Origin of the sequence: Campylobacter coli (genome assembly GCF_009730395.1) — a bacterium.
Classification (GTDB): domain Bacteria; phylum Campylobacterota; class Campylobacteria; order Campylobacterales; family Campylobacteraceae; genus Campylobacter_D; species Campylobacter_D coli.
Genome location: NZ_CP046317.1, coordinates 649369 through 673447, shown reverse-complemented (window position 1 = coordinate 673447; position 24079 = coordinate 649369). Strand labels below are relative to the sequence as shown.

Below are 24079 nucleotides of genomic sequence, written 5' to 3'. Positions count from 1 at the left end.
ATACAATTTTTACTTTAAAAAAGTGATAAATTTATAAAGGAAAAGAATGACTTTGCTTGATGGTAAAGCTTTAAGCGCCAAGATTAAACAAGAACTTAAAGAAAAAAACAAAATGTTAAAAGAAAATGGAGTAGAAACTTGCCTTGCGGTAATTTTAGTAGGTAATGATCCAGCAAGTCAAACTTATGTCAATTCTAAAGCTAAAGCTTGCGAAGAATGTGATATAAAATCTTTGGTTTATCGTTTGGATGAAAATACAACTCAAAATGAGCTTTTAGCTCTTATTAATACCTTAAATCACGATGATAGTGTCCACGGAATTTTAGTTCAGCTTCCTTTACCAAAACATATCAGCAAGGATTTAATTTTAGAAAGTATCATCAGTAGTAAGGATGTGGATGGCTTTCATCCTATTAATGTGGGTTATTTAAATTTAGGTTTGGAAAGTGGATTTTTACCTTGCACTCCACTTGGCGTTATGAAGCTTTTAAAAGCTTATGATATCAATCTTGAAGGACTAGATAGCGTTGTAATCGGTGCTTCAAATATAGTAGGTCGTCCTATGGCTACCATGCTTTTAAATGCGGGTTGTACGGTAAGTATTTGTCATATAAAAACAAAAGATTTGAGCGCTTATACTCAAAAAGCAGATTTGATTATAGTAGCAGCAGGATGTGTTAATTTGCTTCGTGCAGATATGGTTAAAGAGGGTGCTATTATAATTGATGTAGGAATTAATCGCCTTGAAAATGGCAAAATAGTAGGCGATGTGGATTTTGAAGAGGTTTCAAAAAAAGCCAGTTTTATAACCCCTGTTCCAGGCGGTGTAGGCCCTATGACTATAGCGATGCTTTTGGAAAACACAGTAAAATCAGCTAAAAATAGTTTAAAATCAGGAATATAAATGAATTTTTTAAAAAAACTTTATAAATTTTCACAATCATGGACAGGAACGGTTATCATCGTTCTTTTAGTAATCTTTTTCTTTATACAAGCCTTTGTTATACCTTCAGGTTCGATGAAAAATACCTTGCTTGTAGGTGATTTTTTATTTGTTAAAAAATTCAGCTATGGAATTCCAACTCCACATATTCCGTGGCTTGAAATTCCAGTTTTACCGGATTTTGATAAAGATGGACATTTAATCAAAGGGCAAAGCCCCCAAAGAGGCGATATAGTGGTTTTTAGAAACCCTAAAAATGAAAAAGAGCATTTTGTAAAACGCTGTGTAGGAGTGGGCGGAGATAGAATCGTTTATGCCAATAAAACACTTTATGTAAGAATGCATGAGGGTGATGAATTTATGAAAGAACATTATCCTGATGATTTGGCAACCCTTGGAGGGCAAATTTATGTTAAAGAGCCTTATAGGCAAAAAGGGATTCATTATGATTTAAACAAAGATATAGAAAGTGATATTTTGCGTTTTCTTAGTGTGGGCAAATTTGCTATGTCGCCAACTTATTTTAAAGAACTTGGAAATAATATAGGCTTTAGTGGTGGTAATGCCTATGTTTTTGATGTGGCCGAAGAAGAATATTTTATGGTAGGGGACAATAGAGATTATTCTTATGACAGCCGTTTTTGGGGCTCTGTTCCTTATCGTTTGATAGTAGGAAAGCCTTGGTTTGTTTATTTTTCATGGGATCAAGATAAAAATGTTCGCTGGGAAAGGATAGGGCGTTTTGTTGATACTTTGGAAAATGAAGAAGAATACATTCATGATCATGATGATGAGGATAAATTGAGTTGATTTTGTTTTCTGTATAAGCAGTAAATAAAATCACTTTCTTAAATTTGGCTTATTTTATTTTTCACAATCACTACAAATGCCTTTTATAAGCACACTTTTAATCGTACCTTTTACTTTTGGCATTTGAACATCGCTAATTTTATGGCATTTATCACAAACAAAATGTGCCTTAGCGTGATCTGCTAATTCATAAAAACTTTTGCGGTTTAACTCACTTTTACTAACAATACCCTTTTTTTCAAAAAGTTCCATATTACGATAAAAACTGGTTTTATTGGCTTTGATATCAAAATGATCGTAACTTAATGGAGTCTTTGCAAGGGATAAAATTTGTAGTAATTCTACGCGTAGGTCTGTTATAGCTATATCGTGTTTTTTTAATAATTCAAGAGCTTCCATAAGATTTACCTTTAAAATATAAATTATATTTTATTGTAGCATAAAAAAGCTTTATGTTTGCAACTTTATGTTTAAGTTGCAACTAAGTTGCATTTTGTATAATTTCAAAATATTTTATTATAAGGAAAATCTATGTTGAGAATTTTATTATTAAGTGTATTATGTGTTTTTGCTTTTGGAAAGCCCATAATTAGTGTCAGCATTCCACCTCAAGCTTTTTTTGTGAAAAAAATAGCTAAAGACAGCGTTGAAATAAATATACTCATACCACCAAATTCAGATGAGCATACTATGGAGTTTAAGCCTCAAGCATTGAAAAAATTAGAGCAAAGTGAAATTTATTTCTTAGCAGATTTAGAGCTTGAAAAAATTTTGGAAAAAAAATTTAAAAGTGTATTAAAAAATGTAAAAATTGTTAATATTAATGAAGGTATTCATCTTCTTGAAGGAGGGCATGATCATGAGCATGAACACGATCATGATCACGATAGACATCACGCAGAAGAGCATGATGAGCATAATGACCCTCATGTTTGGCTTGATCCTATTTTGGTTAAAAAATTGGCACAAAATATTACCCAAGCTTTAGTGCAAAGTTTTCCAAACAATAAAGAATTTTATGAAGCAAATTTGGCTAACTTTTTAAAAGAGCTTGATCAAATGGATGCTCAAATCGCAGAGAAACTTAAAAATATTAAAAGAAATGAATTTATAGTTTATCATCCAAGTTGGGCTTATTTGGCTAAAAGATACAATCTTGTGCAAATTCCTGTAGAAATTGATGGTAAAGAGCCTAAAAGTAAAGATTTGCAAAATCTTATCAAGCTTGCAAAAGAAAAAGATATACGCGTTATCTTTGTTCAGCCTGGCTTTCCAGAAAATTCTGCAAAAGTGTTAGCTAAAGAATTAAATGCTCAAATTGTTTCTATTAATCATTTGGCTAGAAATTGGGATGAGGAGCTTCTAAAAAGTATCCAAGCTTTAAGTTCGGCCTTGCAATGAGAGCGATTTTTGTTTTAATATTTCTAGCTTTAAGCAACTTATATTCTTGCGCCTTGTGCGCAACTTACACCCCAAATGTAGATGTAAATTTAGATTTTAATATGAGCAATGAAAAAATCAAACAAGTAGATATAAGCTGGGAATTTTCAGAAGAATTTTTTAATGTTTTGCTTGAAAATTATGACTTTAATTATAATGATAAATTTGATCCTGATGAACTTGAAATTGTAAAATACACACTTTTAGACTACATAAAACCTAAGCATTTTTTAACTCAATTTAGCTTTAATGGCTTGGAAGAAAATATAAATATCAAGCAATTTAAAAATCCTAAATTGCAGATAAAGTCTCCTCGTTTGTTCTTTAGTTATCAAGTTGTTTTAGATATGCCCATTAAAGATTATAACACCTTTAGTATAAAAATTCACGATGATGGAGGATTTTTTAATTTTAATATAAAAAATCAAAATTCTATAAGCCTAAATTCGCAAAATTATATCATTTCTAGTATTGATTCAAGCACTGCATCTTTTGAAGTATATCAAGGGCAATTACCTCAAGATGTATATATAGATAATACTCCAAGTCCTTCTCCTTCAAAAAATTTTTTAGAAAAATTGATTGAATTTAATAATACACTTTTTGCCCATATTAAAGATATATTAAGAAAAGAATTTGATTTTAAATCCTTTTTGATTTTATTAGTGATTTCTTTTGCGTATGGTGTTTTTCATGCTAGTGCTCCAGGTCATGCTAAAATGCTGACAAGTTCGTATTTTTTAACCCATAAAAGTACACCCTTAAAGATATTGTACTTTGTATCTAGGATAGGAGTTATTCACATATTGAGTGCGTTTTTATTGGTAAGTGTTGGAGTGGTTTTACTTGAGCATTTATTAAAAGATGTCAATAATGAAGCTGGCTTTGTATTGACTAAGATTACGAGTTTGTTTATTATTTTTATTGCTTTATTTATGATTAGTAAAAAGATATTAAGCGATAAAAAGCAATGCTGCTGTGCTCATCATAAAAGCAATGAATGGGGTATTATACTTAGTGCTGCTTTAGTGCCTTGTCCCGGGGTTGTTTTACTTATAGTATTTGCCTATGAGTTTAGTTTTTGGTATGCGTTAAGCTCTGCTATTTTTATCACTTTGGGAATGTGTTTAGTATTGTTTGCTTTTGCATTAGGAGCAAATCAATTTTATAAAAGCATTTCACATACAAAAATAAGAATCTTTTTAGAATATTTTGGACTTATTGTTATGTTTTTATTTGGTTTGTTTTTGTTTATCAATATAAAAACAAATGCACTATAAAAGAAATTTCTAGATAAAATGGGTAAAATATTTTTTATCTAAATCTAGATTTTTCAAATCATACATAATTAACAAGCAAGCATGTAGTTTATAAACTATGAAAAAATGCTTAGTGTTTAAAATCAATTCATATAAAAATTATTTTATAATATGCTTATTTTAAACAAAGGAGCATTAAATGAAAATCACAATGATAATTCTAAGCTTATTTTCTTTAGTATTTTTAAGTGCATGTGCTTTTAAAGAAAAAAAGCAAGTGAAATAAAAACTCTTGCAAGTAATTATGGTGGAATTTATATCTTTGATAAAAAAATAAGAGAAGAGATATTGGAAAATGAAAGAAAGAAAGGAGAGGCAATGAAAAAAATGTCTTTAGGGGATGATTTTTGGGATCAATTAAAAGTCATAGAAAAAAATTCCCCCAAATCCTTTCTAATGGTTGTAAATATTATCGTAATGATTATAATTATAAAATAGGAGAATCAAACTTCAACTTCAAAGATAAACCCGAATTTGCATACTATGAAGATCAATTTAAAGCATATATGGGTGAAGAAAACTATAAAAAATTAAGACCTTATTTAGGTATGACAACTTATTATGTGTGTGAGGGTAAAAAATATCCTGTTGTTTTTTCTACCATGATAGATTATAAAGTAAAAAACTATGGTTTATTTGGAGATGAAGGAAGAGGATTTAGCTTTTCAAGCATAAGTCGTAAAAGTGCAGGCGGAGGATCTTTTCATTATTTTACCAATGGTAAATTTATAAAAAGTGATGAAAAATATACAGGACAAAGTTACTGATGAATCCTAAAGAACTTATCTCTCAAATCAAAGACTAAAAATATAAACTATAAAGGATAAAAATATATGAAAAAACAAGCTCTATTATTTTAATGATAAAGAAAAAGTTATACTGCTGAATATAACTTATAAACTATATCTTAATTTTAATAAAATAGAGAGTCTAAGGAGATAACCCATGACATACATATTACTTCTTATTATAATTTCTACTATTCTTTCTTATCTTATATTAAAATTTATTTATAAAATCATCTTTAAATCTACAAAAAGCGTTTCAAGGTTTTTAGTCTTTCTTGGAAGCATAGGCTTAATTATAATGCCTTAGGTATATATACAGGAAAAAACGATCACTCCATAAAACCTCTTGTTAATACTCTCTATTTTTATTCTTATCTTTTAGAATTAGATGCTAACTATAACAAAGTTAAAGATAAAAGCCTTAGTGAGTGTATAGAGTATCTTAATCATTTTATGAAAAATATTCAAATTTATACAGAAACTTTTGTGTTAAAAAATAATGCTACTAATAAAAATAGCTCTTTTGGGTTCAATAAAAACCATCCAGAAAAGATTAACCACTTTGAGTATTCTCTTTCATTAATAGCCATTATAATGCAAGAAACCAATGGTATTTTAGAAGAGCTTGGAGATAGTTATTATACAAGTTATAAAGTTCCTATTATTAGTTAAACAGAAATTATAGATTTTATTTTAAAGGTGCAAGAAAAAGAAAAATATATTTTAATTCTTGATAAAAATGATTTTAATAAATACAGAAAAGATTGTTCCTTTATTAATAATCAAGAAAATTTAGCCCATAAAATTGCCATTGGGGAATTTAGAATTTTCATTGCAGTTTATAAAGATATGAAATGTCTTGAAAATATTAACAATATAACAAAAATATATGGATATAATTCAAAAGTTTATAGGCTAAAAGATCAAATTTGGGATGAGCGGTATTTAGGTGGAGTTTGTAAAATATCGCAAGCTTTATATTTTAGTGGAAAAGCCAAAATAGGTATTATTTAGGAAAATTATGATAGGTAGAGACTTTTTATATTCTATTCATAAAGATAAAAAAGTATTTATTTATTTTGTGAAAATAAAAGCATCATTGATTGTCAAAGCATTTATGAAGAACTTTATAAATTAGAAGCAACGACAGATTTTACTTTTGAAGAACTCCAAAGCTATCAAGCTTATATCTTCCGAAACTCCACCCTCCTTACAGGCTCCACCGAACTTCCTAATAATCCTTTTTACTTTGGAGAATTAGATCAAGATAATCTTATAAAACAAGATATACCCAGTTATTATTTTTCTCCTAAAGATGAAGGCAGTGGTTTAGGAAGACTTAGTATCTTTTATAAAAATGATGAACTTTGCTTGCTTAATTATTCTATTATAGAAAATTCTTTAAATATCAAATTAGAATGCTTAAGAAAACAAAGCTTAGAATACAAAGATTTAATTTCAAACACTCTAAAAGAACAAAAAACCACACAAGTAGATAAAAAACAAAGCATAGCCAAACTTCACGCTCTTTTAGAAAATCAAAACCTAGAATGTATCCATGGAGGCAAAGTCATACTTAAATCAAACAAAGGAAAATCCTTTAAAAGTGATGGTATCCCTATAATGCTAGAAAGTGATTTATTAAACTCTAGTATAGTAGCTTGTCCTCACACTATAGCTAATGTAAGTTATCCTTGTACTAAGGTAGTGGATATTAAAGGCTCCTTATCTCAAAAGAAAGTAAATGGAGAATACGCTATATTACAAGAACTCATCTCAGCTTGTAAAACAGATAAAGGCTTTGCTTTAAAAGTAAGCTTTACCCCTACTAAGTTTAAATTTGATCACAGCTTTGATCCTGAGGAGGGCTTAGGAGAACAAAGCAAAAATCAAATAGAGTTAAAAGAAGCTAGATTAAGAATGTATTATAAAGAGCACAAATATCAAAAAGACAATCTTTTCACTAATTTATATCTAAACGATACCCTATATCAAAACGAACAAGGTTTAGATAAATTAGAATTATCTAAAAATGATTTATTCAATCTAAATGATATTAATGTACTAAATACTCTTAAATAAGACTTTAGTAAAGATTATGAATTTAAAGAGTGTGAGATTAGACTTGGTATGCATTTGTTAAAATTAATCTTTGTTATCCCCAAAAACATTGCCAAAGTTTATAAAAGTGCTTATAAAGAATTTAAAAACAAAGATCTAGGAGTAGGGTATTTTACACAGCTACATGAATATGATAAAGATTATAGAGAAAATGAAAACATCATCCATCATAGAGTTTTTTTAGCTCCTGCTAAAATGCAAAAGATTGGTTTTGAAATTGCAAAAGGTTTAGATGAGTGGCTTGATAATGAAAATGTGTGTCGCTTTAATGTTTATACTAAGGATTATTTTAACGCAAATGATAAAGATATGCTTATAAGTGATAATATAAAAGATGATACAAATACCACACAAGCTCACACCAATGAAAACTATAACAATACTCAAGAAATCATCCCTGATAATGTTATAAGAATACAAACACAAGATGGTAGTGGAGAGTTTATTGAGATAATATTTGATGAATTTAAAGAATGGGAAAAATCATCAAGCGGAGCTATAAAGCCTTTATTTACCCCATTAGAAGGTATAGTGGAAGATATTTCAAATTCACTTGAAAATGTCAGCATTATCGGTGATGCCTTAGCAATGCTTGGTGCAGTGAAAAATCCTAAAAATGCAAAAAATATTATTAAGAAAAAATCCAAATATGCCACTAAACAAGAAGTGATAGAGGTGTTAAAAAATAAATACAATCTTAAGACTTCTAAAGAATTAGGACTTGGTAGAAGCAAGAATGTTTTCTGGGTTAAGGATAATAAACAAATAAAAGAAATTTGGGAAGAGATTACAGATGGGGCAGACATATTAAAAGATATAAATCAAGATAAACTTGGAGGTACTATAAAAATGAGAAAATTAGATGATCAAACTATTATACAATATAAAAAAGCTTCTAAAAGTGGAGGTGAGACCATAGAGGTAATTTCTAATAAACCAAGAGGAAATCTTAGAACAATACATATAGAAAATGGGGTGAAAAATGAAGTATAATTATATCAAATGGAATAAAGAAGAAAAATGTGCTATATTTTTTCCTGATATAGATTATAGCTTATGGAAGAAAACACAATTAAAAGAAAATGCCTACAATAATCCCTCTTTAATTATATCTTCTTGCCTGATAACAAAAATGGATATTTTAGAGTTATTTGAGTATTATATTTTATTTATTTGTGGAAAAAGCATGGGCGTATCAAGATGGGAATGTAATAATTTAATTTTATTGGGTACTTGTAACATTGATAATCTTAGCAACCCTTTCTCTTTAAATACACCCAAACCTACCTATATAAGTGAATATATAAACATCTTAGGACAACTATTCTTAGCAGGATATATAGACTTTGGTTCTTATTGCGATGAAGAAGATAGAAATAAAATAGACTATCCCTCAAACTTATCTTATTATAAAGAAGATAAATACCAAGCTTGGATATATTTTAGAGATAATTTCTTTTATCAAGACAAATTTATTAGAGATTTGGACGATCCTGAAACATTAGACGAGGGTGGATATAGTCTTATTTTAAATGATGTTTCTTGGGATACACCACAATATTGGTCACAATACAATATCTGGGTAGCAACAACCCCCAAAGGCACAAAATACTTTAATGAAATTTTAGCTCCTAAATTTTACAACAAATACAAAGATTTAGAAGTAGAGATTGATGATAAGGGTAATATACTTAGGTGGATTGGAGAGATTAATAGATGAAAGATAAAAATGGCGATTGGCAAAGTAATTCATAAATACGGCTCATTTTTTCCTGATTTTGATGAGATATTTTATAAAATAAAATATGAGATTTATCGTGGTGATTGGGAAATGCTCTTTTTTCTACAAATTCCAAATATTAAAAAAACCGATATTTTAGAATATTTTGAAGATCATTTTTTAGGATCAACTCTGCAAGATGGGTGCGAATTTAATGATACATGTTTTCCTTTGTTTTTTACAGAAGATGAAAACTTAAAAAACTCCATAAAACCGAATTACAATAGCGAGTATGTAAGCATTATAGGACAACTTTTCCTAGCAGGTTATATAGAATTTGGTATGTGTGGTTTGCAAAATAAGGAGGAAAATTTACTTTCCAATCAAGGTGATAAATACCAAGCTTGGATTTATTTTAGAGATAATTTCTTTTATACAGAAGCTTATTGTAGGGATATAATGGAAGTTAAAGAACCCTATAAAGATATGAGTGATGATGATTATGTTTATTCTTCTTGGAATACGCCACAATATTGGGATAGATATAGATTTTGGGTAGCAAGAACAGAGAAAGGCACGAAATTTAGAACCTAGAATTTATAACAAATACAAAGATTTAGAAGTAGAAATTGATGATAAAGGTAGTGTGCTTAGGTGGATTGGAGAGATTAATAGATGAATCTAAAAATTTTAGAATCAAAAACAAAAATTCACAATTTGAGAGATTTAAGATGAAATATAAAGTATTAAATAAAGAGCATATGAATTTTTATTTTTACGAGTTAGGTAAAAAAATAAGTAAATACTATGAAATGCACCTTTTTCTACAAATTCCAAACCTTAAAAAACAGATATTTTAGAATTGTTTGAAATGACAATTTTGACAAGTTTTGATAACGAAGCAGAAATGGATGAAACAATTTTTGCTGATTATTTATTTGATTTTTCAAATTTATATAAATTAGCAAATCATTATGCGGATGATTATGTAGCCATTGTAGGACAACTTTTTTTAGATGATTATATTGATTTTTGGCGTTGCGCATACCATAAAATGGACAATGAAAATACAAAAACTCCTAATTTATCACAATACAAAAAAGAAAATAAATATGAAACTTGGAAATATTTTAGAGATAATTATATTTATTCTTATAATGATAATTTAGTAAATCATGTAACAAAAGGCGATTTTTGGGGGAATTTGGATAATTGGGATGTGTATAATATCAATTGCTTTCGCACTCAAAAAGGCACAAAATATTTTAATGAAATCTTAGCTCCTAAATTTTACAACAAATACAAAGATTTAGAAGTAGAGATTGATGATAAGGGTAATATTATAAGATGGATAGGAAAAATTAATAGATGAGTTTATTTGGATTTTACATTGGATTTTACGAAGGATAAATAATGAGCGAAACTTATGAGATTTATACACCCGATGGATTAACATTAGATGTGGAAAAAGATACCAATAAAATACTATTTAAAGAAAATATTAAACCCACAGGCAATTATACCGAAGAATATTCCAAAGCGGTTTTTAAATCTTATCATATTATGAAAAACTCCCCCTACAAAGACTATCAACCCAAGTATCTAGATCCTAACTTTTATACAGGTAAAGCTTCTACTTTACTTGAATTTACAGAATGGCAAAGCATATATTTAAAAGATCCTATCAAAGGAAGCATAGCTCCTTGGACTAAAGCAGAAAAAGCTTATTATAAATCTTTAAAAACTAAAAGAGAAAGATATAAATATCTAATTATAAGAAGTGGTATAAGAAGTACAGTTATAGATATACCCTATGATGCTTATGCTAATGTAGATGAAAAAGGATATTTAATCAATGAAGAATACGCCTATATTTATGATGAAGTTAACAATAATAAAGAAACCTTAAAATCTTCTCTTTTTAGACAAGAATGGGGTATAGCAGCAGGAATACTAGGAAAACCTGAATATTTTGTGCGTTCTAAAAATCATGGCTTTAATGCCAGAATGATACAATGTTTTATTTTATATATTCAACTCACAGGTGGAGGATATGAAGAATTAGGTATAAAAAGAGGAATTTATAATTATGCTGATAATCTTTTAGAAATAGGTATAGGTATGGCAGGGATACATAAAAATCCTTTAAGGGCTAAATTGGTAAAAGAATTAGCTAAAACTATACAGCCTAATGAATTTGGTATGCTACCTTTTATAGATGAGATTATGGGAGCAGATTGGGTGATTGATTTAAATAAATATGATTTTGCCTATGATGAAGAAGGCAGAATCATTTGGGCTTTATATAATGATATTGAAAAAGGTAAATTAAAAGATCCAAGAGATGTGGATTCTACTCCTGAAAGTAGAAATGAATTTGATGATGCTATGGATGGATATAGAAATGGGATGAAAACTAATTTTGATGTAGATATTAGAAACGAAAGAGATGAAAGATCTGCTAAACTGACTATGGATACCCTAATATTAAGTGCCAAACTCGCAGCCCTCACTCCTCCTCAAGGCTATCCTAATGCCCCTTATTATTTTACGCCTGAAAGATTGGAATGGATTTATAAAAGAGGATATTTAGACAAACTCCTTGATCCAAGAATCCCTGCTATTTATAGATATAATTTCCCAAAGGAGCTTAGAGCTAAGATACTAAAATTTGGTGAAGAAAATGGCATTAAAGATTAAAAAATCACTCAAAATCTTTAATATACTTTTCCAATGCTTTTAGGGTAAGATTCTCAAAAAGAATCTTATCTTCTTTAATATTGTTTTGTATGGCAGCTTCAAGATATCTTAAAAAGTAAAACTGCATTTTAATTTTAATTTTTATAATAATGTAAAGCTTGATTACTTTTTAAATATGGATAAAATTTCATTTAGATATGTTTAAAATTAGAAAAATTTAACATATTTTTTGATACATTAGTTTTTGATTGAATTTTTGACAAAAGGATTCTAAAATGAAAATACGCATATATTATGAAGATACAGATGCTGGAGGAGTAGTGTATCATAGTAATTATTTAAAATTTTGTGAAAGAGCAAGAAGTGAAATTTTTTTTGCTAAAAATGCACCGATTTTTGATGCTAATAAGGGACATTTTTTATTAACAAAAGCAAATTGTTTTTTTATAAAGTCAGCTAAACTTGGTGATATTATAGAGGTTAAAACAAAGCTTTTAAAAATAAAAAATGCTTCAGTTGATATTGCGCAAGAGATTTATAGAGATGAGATTTTGCTTTTTAAGGTTGAACTTACCCTTGCGTATATTCAAAATGAGAAGCCTGCTAAGATAGATGCGGGAATTAAAAAGCTTTTTGAAGAATTATTTTAATTCTTCAAAACTAGCTTTAGATCCTTTCATGAGGCGAACTTTATATAAAATTTGAGAATTTTGAATTTTTTCATCAAAAAGGCTATCGCTTTTGGTATTTAAAAATTGAGTGTAAAAATAATCTGTTCCTATGCTCGTAGCATATGCTATCCAGTTGTAATCTATGCTTTGATTAAAAATTTCGTTTAGATATGATAGATTATCATCGTGATTATCAATAGAATTTGCAAGAATAAAATTTTTACGGTCCCCTTCTTGAGTAAGACTTAAAAATGTAGAATTATAATTGATTTGAGTTGATAAGAGCACAAAAGGTTGGATGTTATATACGCGTAATTGAGAGCTTATAAGTGCTGTTTTGATTAAAGGAGTGTTGAGAAATATTGAAGCATTATTTAAACTGCCTTGCGAGCGTAAGAGTCTATAAAAATCAAGTTTTTCTCCCTCAACACGATAAAATCTTGTATTTGCATTTTGTTCAAGTACGCGAGAATTTAAATTACTCGAAAGCATAGATCCATCGCTAAAGGCTGCTATATCGGAATTTGCCTTGTTTAAAAGTGCTAACACTTGAGCATCATAATCTATGCTTCCAAAGATTATATTTTTGTTTAAATTTGAAAAAGAAACATTATTTTTATGAAGAGTAGGGATGAAAATTTTCATATCTCCTGAATAATCTTTTAATTGATTCACGCCTTTAAGCGTTAGTGCAGCAATAGCGTATTGATAGCCTTGAGCTTGAACTTGCTCGAGTGTTGAACGAATTTTATCATTGTCTTCTGTGCCGGTTAAAAAAACTTTAACTTTAATTTCGGCCCTTTGGCTTAAAAGATAGGCAATGCTTGAGTTGATTATGGTATTAGAATAACTTTTTATAGTTTTTTCAGGTATGATGATGGCAAGCTTTACAGAAGTGATTTTTTGTAAATTTTTGTCAAAATCCGTAATAGAATTTAAAAGTTTGGCATAAATATTTGATAAAAATTGATCATGTTGATCAACAAATTCGCTCAAAAAACTAAGATAAAGCCTTGCTTCTAAAAGTTCTAGTAGGCAGTTTGAGTCACATTCTTGTGTGCTTATTTTTGGATAAAAATTTTCAGCAGGTTTAACATCGACTAATTTTTGCTCCTTGGCAAAAACAAAGCCAAAGCATAAACATAAGATTAAAAATATTTTCTTCATAAAAATCCTTTAATTTTTTTTAGATCTTGTATAAAAATTTTTTCACAGCTTGGATTTTTTTCTATAAATTCAAGCTCAAAACTTGCCATTATAAAGAAATTTTTATAAGCAAAGATTTCTCCTCTAAGAGCGTTAAAGTCTGAAAAACCCAAGCTTTTAAAAGGATACTCACCTAAACAAAGAATCATTTTAGGCTGGACAAGTTCTAACTCATTCCAAAAAAATGGTAAGCAAGATTGTAGCGAAAAATCATCAAATTTTCCATTAGAAAAACATTTAAAAAGATAAGAAAAATAAAATTCTTTCTCGCAAAGTCCTAAAATTTCTTTGAGATAAAATTTTAATCTTTCTCCTTTTTTTGAATTTAACAAAACTCCTTTTTCATTTTCATTTTTATGCGCTAGTGTATCAACGATCATAAGAGAGGCATTTTTTATCTCATTTTCCATAAGCGTAAAGCAGCGTGATTTGGAAAAATGACACAGAGTACATTCTTGAATGTTTTTTCTTAAATCTTTAAAATTTTCTATTTTTGAATGGAGTTTTAAATTTTCATCCGTAAAATCATAACCCATGGCCTTTAGATAATGTAAAGTTCTTATCATAGCTCACAAAGTTTTTCTAAATTTTCTCCACTTAAACGATAGTTACGCCATTGTTTTAAATGCTGCGCTTTCAAACCCTCATAAAAATTTATACCTAAAATATTTTCATTTAAACACACCCAATCAAGTCTTTTTAAATTCTCTTTTTTGCATATTTGTCCCAAAAATTTAAAAACTGCTCGCCCATAACCTTTCTTGCGAAAATTTTTTCTTATGTAAATATCTTCTAAATAAATTCCACCATTTCCCAAAAAGGATGAAAAAGTATAAAAATAAATCATATATCCTATGATATTTTCATCTTCTTTAAGTAAAAATGCTCGGGCAAATTGATTATCAAATAAAGAAGTTTCAAGTTTTTCTTTTGAACATTGTAAAGAATCTTCCATCTCTTCGTATTGCGCAAATTCTTTAATCATTTCAAGCAAAATATCCAATTCTTCACGCTCGAGTGTTGTAATTTCAAATTTTGGCATTTTTTAAATATTCCTTTGTTGATTTGATTTTGCAAATTTATCAAAATAAAATAAAAAATACTCTTAATTAAAAGCAATTTATAAGTAAGATTAAGATAAAATACAAGCTTATTTTATATTTTTTTAAGGAAAATTGAAATGAAAAGAACTTATCAGCCACATGGTACTCCAAGAAAACGCACTCATGGTTTTCGCGTTCGTATGAAGACTAAAAATGGTCGCAAGGTGATCAACGCAAGACGCGCTAAAGGTAGAAAAAGACTCGCTGTGTGAAAACTTTTGGTAAATTCAGCGAAAACGAAGAATTTTCAGCCGTATATAAAACAGGTAAAAAGTGGTATTGCGATGGCATTATCATCTTTTATCTTAAAAATGATGAGCAAAAAATGGCAGTTGTTGCTAGTAAAAAAGTTGGAAAAGCAGTGATTAGAAATCGCTCAAAACGTATTTTAAGAGCTTTATTTACTCAATTTGAAAACAAACTTCAAAATGGAAAATATATTTTTGTTGCCAAAAGTGAAATCACTCAATTTCCTTTTTCTAGATTAGAAAAAAATCTAAAATGGGGATTAAAAAAACTAGAATGTTTAAAATAGTGTGTTTAAAAACTCTTCGCTTTTATCAAAAATTTTTAAGCCCTTTAAAACCCCCTGTTTGTAGATATTATCCCACATGTTCAGAATACGCCTTTTGGCAATTTCAAAAAAGAAATTGTATTCTTGCATTTTTTTCAAGTTTTTTTAGAATTTTAAAATGCAATCCTTTTTTTAAAGGGGGATTTGACTATCCAAAAATTACTAAAAATATTACTTCTTGTAATCTATGTTTTAAGCCTATTTTTTTGGCGCAAAAACAGCTTTATTTTTTATATATACCCCACCATCAGGATAAAAGTTTTTATCTTGTTAAAATTATCTTTCAAAGGACAAATAAGTGAATAATTCGAATAATATTTTTCAGCAAAAACGCATTCTTTTAGCTGTAGTTATTTCTTTTTTATTTTTTGTTGTGTATGATTATTTTTTTATACCTAAGCAACAAATAAAATTAGAGCAAAACATTACTACTACACAAGCTGATTCTCAAAACGCAACCAATATCAATGCTCCACAACAAAATCCACAAGCGAATTTAAATGTAGCTGCAACTAGCAATACAATACCTCAAGATAAAATCATTGCCGATATTAAAAGCGAGCATTTTGAAGCGCAGATTGACTCTTTAGGCAGAATTGTAAATTTTTATCTTCAAGATAAAAAATACCAAAATGAAAAAGGCGAAGCTATCAATCTTATAAGCAAAGGAAATTTGCCTTATCCTTTAGAGATGCGTTTTAGCGATCCTGCTATCAATACGCAAGCCTTTAGCGTGCCTTATGCTGCGGATATGAGTGAAGTTTTTATCGATGAAAATGGCAGTAAGACACTAAAACTTACCCAACAGCTTTCAGATTTAATTGTTGAAAAGAAAATCACTTTTTATTCTAAGGGTAATTACGATATTGAAGTTAAATTAAGTAAAAATATAAATTATTTCATAAGTCCAGGTTATCGTCCAAGCATAGCAGTAGATAGCTATACAGTTCATGGAGCTTTGGTTATGGATGATCAAGAAACCATCCATACTTATGAAGATGGCGATATGGACAAGGATGAGAATATTAAAAATGCTTGGATGACTTCGGCTTTTGATAGATATTATGCTGCCTTCTTTTATAATTTTGAAAAACCTTTAAATGTAACTATCAGTAAAGATGCTCAAAATAATCCTTTGGTATTTGTGATGAGTGATAATGAATTTAAAGCCGGTGGTTATATGGGCCCTAAAGAACATGTGATTTTAAGATCTATAGATCCGCGTCTTGAAGCTGTTGTAGAGTATGGTTGGTTTACTTTTATAGCTAAGCCTATGTTTGAATTTTTAAATTTTTTACATAATCATATAGGAAATTGGGGTTGGGCTATTGTTATAATGGTTTTAATTATTCGTATAATTTTATTCCCATTAACCTATAAATCTATGATTTCCATGAATAAACTTAAAGACTTAGCACCTAAAATGAAAGAATTAAGAGAGCGCTATAAAGGCGATCCTCAAAAAATGAATATGCATATGATGGAGCTTTATAAAAAACATGGTGCAAATCCTATGAGCGGATGTTTGCCTATACTTTTACAAATTCCTATTTTCTTTGCTATTTATCGCGTATTACTCAATGCTATAGAGCTAAAAGCTGCCCCTTGGGCGTTTTGGATACACGACTTATCAGTAATGGATCCTTATTTTATTTTACCTATTTTAATGGGTGTAACAATGTTTATACAGCAATTAATCACCCCTATGACCATACAAGATCCTATGCAAGCAAAAATTATGAAATTCTTGCCTATCATTTTTACCTTTTTCTTTATTACTTTTCCAGCGGGTCTTACTCTTTATTGGTTTGTTAATAATCTTTGTTCTTTGGTACAACAATGGGTAATCAATAAAATGTTTGCAAAAGAACATCATAAAAAACAAGCGGAGTGAAAAAATGAGAATTGAAGCAAAAGATCTTCAAAGTGCATTAACAGAAGCTTCAAAAAGCCTTGAATGCTCGGTTATAGATTTAGAATATGAAATCATTCAGTATTCCAAAAATGGATTTTTAGGCTTTTGGCGCAAAAATACTATCATCGAAGCTAGAGCTAAAAAACAGCCTTATAGTAAAAAAAATTCTAGAAAAGATTTTAATGCGTCCAAAAATGATGTTCATAGAAATTATGAAAAACCTTACCGCAAATTCGATGATAGAAGTAAAATAGACAATAAAAAAGAATTTGAAGTAGAGGCTAGAGAAGTTAAACCTAAAGAGAAATATGTTGTCAAAAGCGATGGAATTTTTGATAGCTTTCACAAAGAAAGCGGAGGAACTCGCAATAAGGAAGATATTTTAGATGAAATTCGCATACAGCTAGAGAATTTATTAAAAGCAACTTGTTTTAATATCTCTTTAGTGGAGTTAAGAATGTATGATGAAGAAAGCGTTTTTATCCGTTTAGATGGTGATGATGCAGCCTTGCTAATTGGCAAAGAGGCTCATCGTTACAAGGCTATTTCTTATCTTTTGCATAATTGGATCAACCTCAAATACAATCTTTTAGTTCGTCTTGAAATTGCACAATTTTTAGAAAATCAAATTCAAGGAATGCAAATTTATCTTCAAGGTGTAATTGAAAAAGTTAAAATCAATGGAAGAGGTCAGACAAAACCTTTAGACGGAGTTTTGATTAAAATTGCTTTAGAAAAATTAAGGGCTGAATTTCCAAATAAATATGTAGGTATCAAACAAAACAACGATCAAAGATATGTTGTAATTAACGATTTTTTTAAAAAAGATGAATGATACTATAGTAGCTATTGCAACTGCCCATGGAGTGGGTTCTATCTCGATTATAAGATTAAGCGGGGAAAGAGCGCTTGAAATTGCTTTAAAATTAAGCAAAAAAAATGAACTTTGCCCCCGCTATGCAACTTTTACAAAGCTTTTTAATCAAAAAAATGAATTCCTTGATGAAGCCATAGTGATCTATTTTAAAGCCCCTTTTAGTTTTACAGGTGAAGATATAGTTGAATTTCAAGTGCATGGTGGTTTTAGTGTAAGTGAAATTTTGCTTGAAGAGTTGATAAGCTTAGGAGCAAGACTAGCAGAACCTGGAGAATTCAGTAAAAGAGCTTGTTTAAGGGGTAAAATGAGTCCCTTAAAGGCTTTAAATATACAGGATTTAATCTTAGCAAAATCTGCAAATGCAGCAAAGATTATCGCAAGAAATATGCAAGGAAGCTTGGGAGAACTTCTTGATAAAATTCGCACAGATTTGGTAAAAACTTTAGCTTTTGTGGAAACGAGTATTGATTATGCTGATGATGATTTGCCTTCTGATTTACTAGAACAAATTAGCACAATGTGTGAAGAAAATTCTAAAATTCTAAAAGAAATTTATACACTTTCAGAAAGTAAAAAAGGATTGATAGAGGGTTTTAAAATCGCTATTGTGGGTAAGCCTAATGTTGGAAAATCTTCTCTTTTAAATGCCTTGCTTTCTTATAAAAGAGCTATTGTTTCTGATATAGCTGGAACGACTCGTGATACCATAGAAGAGAGTTTTAAACTAGGTACGCATCTATTGCGTATTATTGATACTGCAGGAATTCGAGAAAGTAAAGATGAGATTGAGCAAATCGGTATAGAGCTTAGTAAAAAGAGCATTGAAGATGCAGATATTATCTTAGCTATTTTTGATAATTCAAGAAAAAAAGATGAAGAGGATGAAAATATTTTTAAGCTTTTAAGTCAAAGTGATAAAAAGATTTTTTATCTTTTAAATAAAAGTGATTTAAAAACTCAATTTGATAAACCTTGCGATATTGATTTTATAGAACTTAGTGTTCAAAACGATATTCAAATTTTAAAAGAAAAGCTTGAAAAATATTTAAATTCGCTAGATAGTGATGGATTTTTAGTTAGTTCTATCGCTCTTATTAATGCTTGTAAAATTTCAAGCGAAGCGATTTTAAGGGCTAAAGAATTACTCAGTGAAAATTCTTTAGAGTTGTTTGCCTTTGAGTTAAATTTAGCCATTGGCGAACTTGCAAAATTTACTAAAGATTTCGATAGAAATGAAATTTTAGATGAAATGTTTGGTAATTTTTGTTTAGGAAAATGAAAGGATACAAATGGACAAAGAAACAATAAAAGCACATAAAATCAGCGATGAGGAATATGAACAAATATTAGAAATTTTAGGGCGTGAGCCAAATTTACTTGAACTAGGTGTCATTTCTGCGATGTGGAGCGAGCATTGTTCTTATAAATCCAGTAAAAAATATCTCAATGGTTTTCCAACCAAAGCTCCTTGGGTGATTCAAGGGCCAGGTGAAAATGCAGGGGTTATCGATATAGGTCAAGGCATGGCAGCCGTTTTTAAAGTAGAAAGTCACAATCATCCTAGTTTTATAGAGCCTTTTGCGGGTGCGGCTACAGGAGTAGGGGGAATTTTGCGTGATGTTTTCACCATGGGTGCAAGAGTGGTTGCAGGGCTGAATTCTTTAAAATTTGGCGATATCCATGATGGGAAATGTGGCAAACATCAAAAATACCTTGTTAAAGGGGTTGTAAGTGGAATTTCTCATTATGGAAATTGCATGGGAGTGCCAACTATAGGTGGAGAATGTGCTTTTGATGAGTGTTTTAATGGAAATATTTTAGTCAATGCTTTTGCTTTGGGTATTTGTAAAAGTGAAGATATCTTCTATGCTAAGGCCGAAGGCATAGGAAATCCTGTGATTTATGTAGGCTCTAAAACGGGCCGAGATGGGTTAGGTGGAGCTGTAATGGCAAGTGATAGCTTCAATGAAGAAAGTAAAAGTTTAAGACCTACTGTTCAAATTGGCGATCCTTTCAGTGAAAAACTTTTAATGGAAGCTTGCTTGGAGCTTTTTAAAACAGATTATATTGTAGGTATTCAAGATATGGGTGCAGCAGGACTTACTTCAAGCTCTTTTGAAATGGCAGGAAGAAGTGGTAGCGGTATGAAGCTTTATCTTGATCAAACTCCTATGCGAGAAAGCGGTATGACGCCTTATGAATTAATGCTGAGTGAGTCTCAAGAAAGAATGTTAATTTGTGCTAAAAAAGGCTATGAAGATAAGGTTATAGAAATCTTTAAAAAATGGAATTTGGATGCTGTGGTTATGGGCGAAGTAACTGATACTGGAAAAATGGAGCTTTTTTGGCATGATGAGCTTGTAGGGCTTATACCTATTGATCCTTTGAGTGAAAAAGCGCCGATTTTGGATCGTCCTGTGAGTGAACCAAAGTATTTAAATGAAATTAAAGATTATAACTTCACGCTTAAAATGTCTCAACAAGAGCTTTTTGAAAAAATGCTAAAAAATGAAAACATTAACAACAAAGCCTTTATTTATGATCAGTTTGATTCTAGTGTGCAAACAAATACTATAAAAGCAGATGGAGCTTTAGGTGCGAGTGTGATACGCATCAAAGAAAATGGTGCAAGTGTAGCAATGGCTATAGAGTGTAATTCGCGTTTAAATTATGTAAATCCTAAAACTGGAGCCGCTTTAGCAGTCGCAGCAGCAGGTAGAAAGGTAGCTTGTACGGGCGCAAAACCTTTAGCGATTAGCGATTGTTTAAATTATGGTAATCCTCAAAATCCTGAAGTAATGTGGCAGTTTGCCCAGGGTTGTGAAGGGATTAAACAAGCTTGTAAAGAGTTAAATACCCCAGTAGTAAGCGGCAATGTTTCACTTTATAATGAAACTGAAGGTGTTAGCATATTTCCAAGTCCAACTATAGTTAATGTGGGCGTTTTAGAAGATGCAAATAAAACCCTAAAAGCAAATTTTGAAAAAGAAAATACTATCGTTTATCTTTTAGGTGAAAGTTTTGGAGAATTTGCGGCTTCAATGGCTATGAAAATACAGGATAAAAAGGTAGCAGGTAGTCTCAAAGAGCTTGATTATAAGGCTGAACTTGCACTTTGGAATTTGCTTTATAAAGCCAATCAAAATTCTTTACTTGAGTGTGCCAATAGCGTAGGAATAGGGGGTATTGCTATGACTTTAGCAAAAATGTTTGCTATTTCTAGTATGGGTGCAAATTTAAATAGTGGCTTTAGTGATGAAAAAATGATTTTTGATGAAAGTGCTAGTCGTGCTATCGTAGGCCTTGATAAAGAAAATGAAGAAGCATTTTTAAAACTAGCACATGAATTGGGTGTAAAAGCTACAAAACTAGGTTTTAGCACTAAAGAGCAAAGTTTTAAACTTGATAGTATAAATTTAAGCAAAGACGAACTTAATAAACTTTATTTTGATAGCTTTAAAGAGCAAATTCAATGATATTTGTTTTAATTATTTTAACTATCTTAGTGTTTTATTGGTATTATAAAACTTGGGGAAAGCAAGATTTTTTAAATTCAGCCACGCGAGGAGCCAAAGGTTTTGCTAAAGGCTTTGCTCGCGGAGTTATGGAAGAGAGGATAGATGAATTTAAAAGGTGTATGAATTACTATGTTATCGCACTTTTGGCAAAGATAGCAAAAAGTGATGGTAGGGTAAGCGAAAATGAAGCAGAAATGATCAGTCAAATTTTAGATGCAAACGCCAAAGACGAAAGAGAAAGGGCTTTTTTAAAAGCAAGCTTTAATGAGCATAAAGAAAATATCCACGATGCTTTTTATGTGGCAAAGGATTTTTTAAAAGAAGTTCCTTTACCGAAAAATGAACGCTTTAATGTGCTTCGCGTACTTGTATTTATGGCCTTGGTTGATGCAGATTTTAGTGCAAAAAAGCGTGAAATTTTAGAGCAGATTGCAAAAGCTTTTGATATTGCAAAAAGTGAGCTTGATAATTTTATTGCGAGTATTTCAAATTTAAAAAGTACTAAAAAAGAACTAAGCCTTGATGAGGCTTATCGTATTTTAGAGCTTTCAAATAATGCGGATTTAAACGCGGTAAAAAAACAATATAGAGCTTTAGCTAAAAAATATCACCCTGATATTTTAAATGCAAACAATGTCAGCGAAGAAGAGCTTAAAAAAGGTGTAGAAAAATTTCAAAAAATCAACGAAGCTTATGAAAAAATTAAAAAGCATTTAGAAAAATGATTTTAAAAGAAAAATATTTTCCTTTAAGAATCTTATCTAAGAATGAGTGGACTTTATCTAGTATAAATTAAATTTATAAAAATATTTCAAACGAAATTTAAAAAAAGGAGTGAATATGAGAGCGTTATTAAGTGTGAGCGATAAAGAAGGTATAGTAGAATTTGGAAAAGAACTTGAAAATCTAGGTTTTGAGCTACTTTCAACGGGCGGTACTTTTAAGCTTTTAAAAGAAAATGGAGTAAAGGTTGTAGAAGTAAGTGAATTTACAAAAAGTCCTGAGCTTTTTGAAGGGCGCGTAAAAACTTTGCATCCAAAAATTCACGGCGGAATTTTACATAAAAGAAGCGATGAAAGTCATATCAAGCAAGCAAAAGAAAATGGAATTTTAGGCATTGATTTAGTTTGTGTAAATTTATATCCTTTTAAAAAAACCACTATAATGAGCGATGATTTTGATGAAATTATAGAAAATATCGATATAGGCGGCCCTGCGATGATAAGAAGTGCGGCTAAAAATTATAAAGATGTGATGGTGCTTTGCGATCCGCTTGATTATGAAAAGACGATTGAAGCTTTAAAAAAGGGTGAAAATGATGAGAAATTTCGCCTAAATTTGATGATAAAAGCTTATGAGCATACGGCAAATTATGATGCTTATATTGCAAATTATATGAATGAAAGATTTAATAGGGGGTTTGGAGCGAGTAAATTCATAGTAGGTCAAAAAGTTTTTGATACAAAATATGGCGAAAATCCACATCAAAAAGGAGCTTTGTATGAATTTGATGCCTTTTTTAGTACCAATTTTAAGGCTCTAAAAGGCGAGGCAAGTTTTAACAATCTTACTGATATTAATGCAGCTTTAAATTTAGCAAGTAGTTTTGATAAGGCTCCTGCTATTGCTATCGTAAAACATGGCAATCCTTGCGGTTTTGCGATAAAAGAAAATTTAGTACAAAGCTATATACATGCTTTAAAATGCGATAGTATAAGTGCTTATGGAGGAGTGATTGCTGTAAATGGAACCCTTGATGAGGCTTTAGCAAATAAGATCAATGAAATTTATGTAGAAGTGATTATCGCAGCAAATGTAGATGAAAAAGCTTTGGCTGTATTTGAGGGTAAAAAGCGTATTAAAATCTTTACTCAAGAAAGTCCTTATTTGATTAGAAGTTTTGATAGCTATGATTTTAAACATATTGATGGGGGCTTTGTATATCAAAATAGCGATGAAGTGGGTGAAGACGAGCTTAAAAATGCCAAGCTTGTAAGCCAAAGAGAAGCAAGTCAAGTAGAAATTCAAGATCTTGAGATTGCTATGAAAGTTGCAGCTCTTACAAAATCAAACAATGTTGTTTATGTAAAAAATGGCGCTATGGTAGCCATAGGAATGGGTATGACAAGTAGAATCGATGCAGCAAAGGCAGCGATCGCTAAAGCTAAAGAAATGGGGCTTGATTTGCAAGGTTGCGTTTTAGCTAGTGAAGCCTTTTTTCCTTTCAGAGATAGCATAGACGAAGCAAGTAAAGTAGGGGTTAAAGCCATAGTAGAACCAGGTGGAAGCATAAGAGATGATGAAGTGATACAAGCAGCAAATGAGTATGGTATAGCGCTTTATTTTACAGGAGTGAGACATTTTTTACATTAAT

General features: G+C 30.2%; 25 protein-coding genes and 2 pseudogenes. 22 read left to right on the top strand and 5 right to left on the bottom strand.

What is annotated here, in order from left to right:
- Positions 1 to 46: 46 nt before the first annotated feature.
- Both folD and lepB read left to right on the top strand, forming a co-directional pair.
- Positions 47 to 904 (top strand): bifunctional methylenetetrahydrofolate dehydrogenase/methenyltetrahydrofolate cyclohydrolase FolD, encoded by an 858-nt coding sequence (folD, locus tag FOC43_RS03375; protein WP_002776802.1) that lies wholly within the window; start codon positions 47 to 49, stop codon positions 902 to 904.
- Complete coding sequence (gene lepB, locus FOC43_RS03370) at positions 905 to 1753, top strand: signal peptidase I (RefSeq protein ID WP_002776806.1); 849 nt, start codon at positions 905 to 907, stop codon at positions 1751 to 1753.
- 54 nt (positions 1754 to 1807) lie between these two features.
- On the opposite strand, the gene FOC43_RS03365 is transcribed toward lepB, so the two are convergent.
- Positions 1808 to 2152: a Fur family transcriptional regulator gene (locus FOC43_RS03365; protein ID WP_002776808.1), complete on the bottom strand. Its 345-nt coding sequence runs from the start codon at positions 2150 to 2152 to the stop codon at positions 1808 to 1810.
- A 132-nt stretch (positions 2153 to 2284) separates the two neighbouring features.
- Between FOC43_RS03365 and FOC43_RS03360 the strand changes: the two genes are divergently transcribed.
- From FOC43_RS03360 to FOC43_RS03310, 10 genes and pseudogenes are all read left to right on the top strand, one after another.
- Complete coding sequence (locus FOC43_RS03360; RefSeq protein ID WP_002791942.1) at positions 2285 to 3154, top strand: metal ABC transporter solute-binding protein, Zn/Mn family; 870 nt, start codon at positions 2285 to 2287, stop codon at positions 3152 to 3154.
- Positions 3151 to 4473: a HoxN/HupN/NixA family nickel/cobalt transporter gene (locus FOC43_RS03355; RefSeq protein ID WP_002776816.1), complete on the top strand. Its 1323-nt coding sequence runs from the start codon at positions 3151 to 3153 to the stop codon at positions 4471 to 4473. Before FOC43_RS03360 ends, FOC43_RS03355 begins: the two co-directional genes overlap by 4 nt.
- 386 nt (positions 4474 to 4859) lie before the next feature.
- Positions 4860 to 5279 (top strand): hypothetical protein, encoded by a 420-nt coding sequence (locus FOC43_RS08865; RefSeq protein WP_023890836.1) that lies wholly within the window; start codon positions 4860 to 4862, stop codon positions 5277 to 5279.
- A 312-nt stretch (positions 5280 to 5591) separates the two neighbouring features.
- Positions 5592 to 6314: pseudogene (locus FOC43_RS09125) on the top strand (hypothetical protein); the annotation flags it as partial.
- 357 nt (positions 6315 to 6671) lie between these two features.
- Positions 6672 to 7382 carry a hypothetical protein gene (locus FOC43_RS03335; RefSeq protein WP_004284156.1) on the top strand — a complete coding sequence of 237 codons (711 nt, stop codon included), beginning with the start codon at positions 6672 to 6674 and terminating at the stop codon, positions 7380 to 7382.
- A 48-nt stretch (positions 7383 to 7430) separates the two neighbouring features.
- Positions 7431 to 8414: a hypothetical protein gene (locus FOC43_RS03330; protein WP_004284155.1), complete on the top strand. Its 984-nt coding sequence runs from the start codon at positions 7431 to 7433 to the stop codon at positions 8412 to 8414.
- Positions 8404 to 9141: a hypothetical protein gene (locus FOC43_RS03325; RefSeq protein WP_004284154.1), complete on the top strand. Its 738-nt coding sequence runs from the start codon at positions 8404 to 8406 to the stop codon at positions 9139 to 9141. The genes FOC43_RS03330 and FOC43_RS03325 overlap by 11 nt, the downstream gene beginning before the upstream one ends.
- A 9-nt stretch (positions 9142 to 9150) precedes the next feature.
- Entirely contained in the window at positions 9151 to 9735 is a 585-nt protein-coding gene (locus FOC43_RS03320; RefSeq protein ID WP_004284153.1) for a hypothetical protein, read from the top strand.
- Positions 9736 to 10048: 313 nt separating this feature from the next.
- Positions 10049 to 10513: a hypothetical protein gene (locus FOC43_RS03315; protein WP_167366651.1), complete on the top strand. Its 465-nt coding sequence runs from the start codon at positions 10049 to 10051 to the stop codon at positions 10511 to 10513.
- Between the two features lie 41 nt (positions 10514 to 10554).
- Entirely contained in the window at positions 10555 to 11841 is a 1287-nt protein-coding gene (locus FOC43_RS03310) for a hypothetical protein (RefSeq protein ID WP_004284150.1), read from the top strand.
- Positions 11842 to 11845: 4 nt separating this feature from the next.
- On the opposite strand, the pseudogene FOC43_RS09170 reads toward FOC43_RS03310, so the two are convergent.
- Positions 11846 to 11956 (bottom strand): annotated as a pseudogene (locus tag FOC43_RS09170) (FHA domain-containing protein); the annotation flags it as partial.
- A 160-nt stretch (positions 11957 to 12116) separates the two neighbouring features.
- Here FOC43_RS09170 and FOC43_RS03305 point away from each other — a divergent pair.
- A complete protein-coding gene (locus tag FOC43_RS03305) occupies positions 12117 to 12491 on the top strand; it encodes a YbgC/FadM family acyl-CoA thioesterase (RefSeq protein ID WP_002776830.1) in 375 nt (124 codons plus the stop codon).
- Here FOC43_RS03305 and FOC43_RS03300 read toward each other — a convergent pair.
- From FOC43_RS03300 to FOC43_RS03295, 3 genes are read right to left on the bottom strand one after another with little or no spacing between them, the layout of a single operon-like run.
- The gene (locus FOC43_RS03300) at positions 12483 to 13679 is read right to left on the bottom strand and encodes a hypothetical protein (RefSeq protein WP_002776831.1); all 1197 of its coding nucleotides are present in this window, start codon (positions 13677 to 13679) and stop codon (positions 12483 to 12485) included. The genes FOC43_RS03305 and FOC43_RS03300 overlap by 9 nt on opposite strands.
- Positions 13676 to 14284, bottom strand: coding sequence for a uracil-DNA glycosylase family protein (locus FOC43_RS08860; protein WP_002776832.1), 609 nt, complete (start codon positions 14282 to 14284; stop codon positions 13676 to 13678). The genes FOC43_RS03300 and FOC43_RS08860 overlap by 4 nt, the downstream gene beginning before the upstream one ends.
- On the bottom strand, positions 14281 to 14760 hold the full coding sequence (locus tag FOC43_RS03295) for a GNAT family N-acetyltransferase (RefSeq protein ID WP_004284149.1): 480 nt from the start codon (positions 14758 to 14760) through the stop codon (positions 14281 to 14283). Before FOC43_RS03295 ends, FOC43_RS08860 begins: the two co-directional genes overlap by 4 nt.
- Before the next feature lie 138 nt (positions 14761 to 14898).
- Between FOC43_RS03295 and rpmH the strand changes: the two genes are divergently transcribed.
- From rpmH to purH, 9 genes are all read left to right on the top strand, one after another.
- Positions 14899 to 15033 carry a 50S ribosomal protein L34 gene (gene rpmH, locus FOC43_RS03290; RefSeq protein ID WP_002776864.1) on the top strand — a complete coding sequence of 45 codons (135 nt, stop codon included), beginning with the start codon at positions 14899 to 14901 and terminating at the stop codon, positions 15031 to 15033.
- Complete coding sequence (gene rnpA / locus FOC43_RS03285) at positions 15030 to 15356, top strand: ribonuclease P protein component (protein ID WP_002776865.1); 327 nt, start codon at positions 15030 to 15032, stop codon at positions 15354 to 15356. Before rpmH ends, rnpA begins: the two co-directional genes overlap by 4 nt.
- Positions 15353 to 15697, top strand: a complete 345-nt coding sequence (gene yidD, locus FOC43_RS03280; protein WP_072212086.1) for a membrane protein insertion efficiency factor YidD — start codon at positions 15353 to 15355, stop codon at positions 15695 to 15697. Before rnpA ends, yidD begins: the two co-directional genes overlap by 4 nt.
- Positions 15694 to 17289, top strand: a complete 1596-nt coding sequence (yidC, locus tag FOC43_RS03275; RefSeq protein ID WP_002830278.1) for a membrane protein insertase YidC — start codon at positions 15694 to 15696, stop codon at positions 17287 to 17289. The genes yidD and yidC overlap by 4 nt, the downstream gene beginning before the upstream one ends.
- 4 nt (positions 17290 to 17293) lie before the next feature.
- Positions 17294 to 18145: a Jag N-terminal domain-containing protein gene (locus tag FOC43_RS03270; protein WP_002793731.1), complete on the top strand. Its 852-nt coding sequence runs from the start codon at positions 17294 to 17296 to the stop codon at positions 18143 to 18145.
- Positions 18138 to 19466: a tRNA uridine-5-carboxymethylaminomethyl(34) synthesis GTPase MnmE gene (gene mnmE, locus FOC43_RS03265; RefSeq protein WP_002776871.1), complete on the top strand. Its 1329-nt coding sequence runs from the start codon at positions 18138 to 18140 to the stop codon at positions 19464 to 19466. The genes FOC43_RS03270 and mnmE overlap by 8 nt, the downstream gene beginning before the upstream one ends.
- 10 nt (positions 19467 to 19476) lie before the next feature.
- Positions 19477 to 21663, top strand: a complete 2187-nt coding sequence (gene purL / locus FOC43_RS03260; protein ID WP_002792825.1) for a phosphoribosylformylglycinamidine synthase subunit PurL — start codon at positions 19477 to 19479, stop codon at positions 21661 to 21663.
- Entirely contained in the window at positions 21660 to 22430 is a 771-nt protein-coding gene (locus tag FOC43_RS03255; RefSeq protein WP_002786199.1) for a DnaJ domain-containing protein, read from the top strand. Before purL ends, FOC43_RS03255 begins: the two co-directional genes overlap by 4 nt.
- Positions 22431 to 22545: 115 nt before the next feature.
- Positions 22546 to 24078, top strand: coding sequence for a bifunctional phosphoribosylaminoimidazolecarboxamide formyltransferase/IMP cyclohydrolase (purH, locus tag FOC43_RS03250; protein WP_004284125.1), 1533 nt, complete (start codon positions 22546 to 22548; stop codon positions 24076 to 24078).
- Position 24079: the final 1 nt, after the last annotated feature.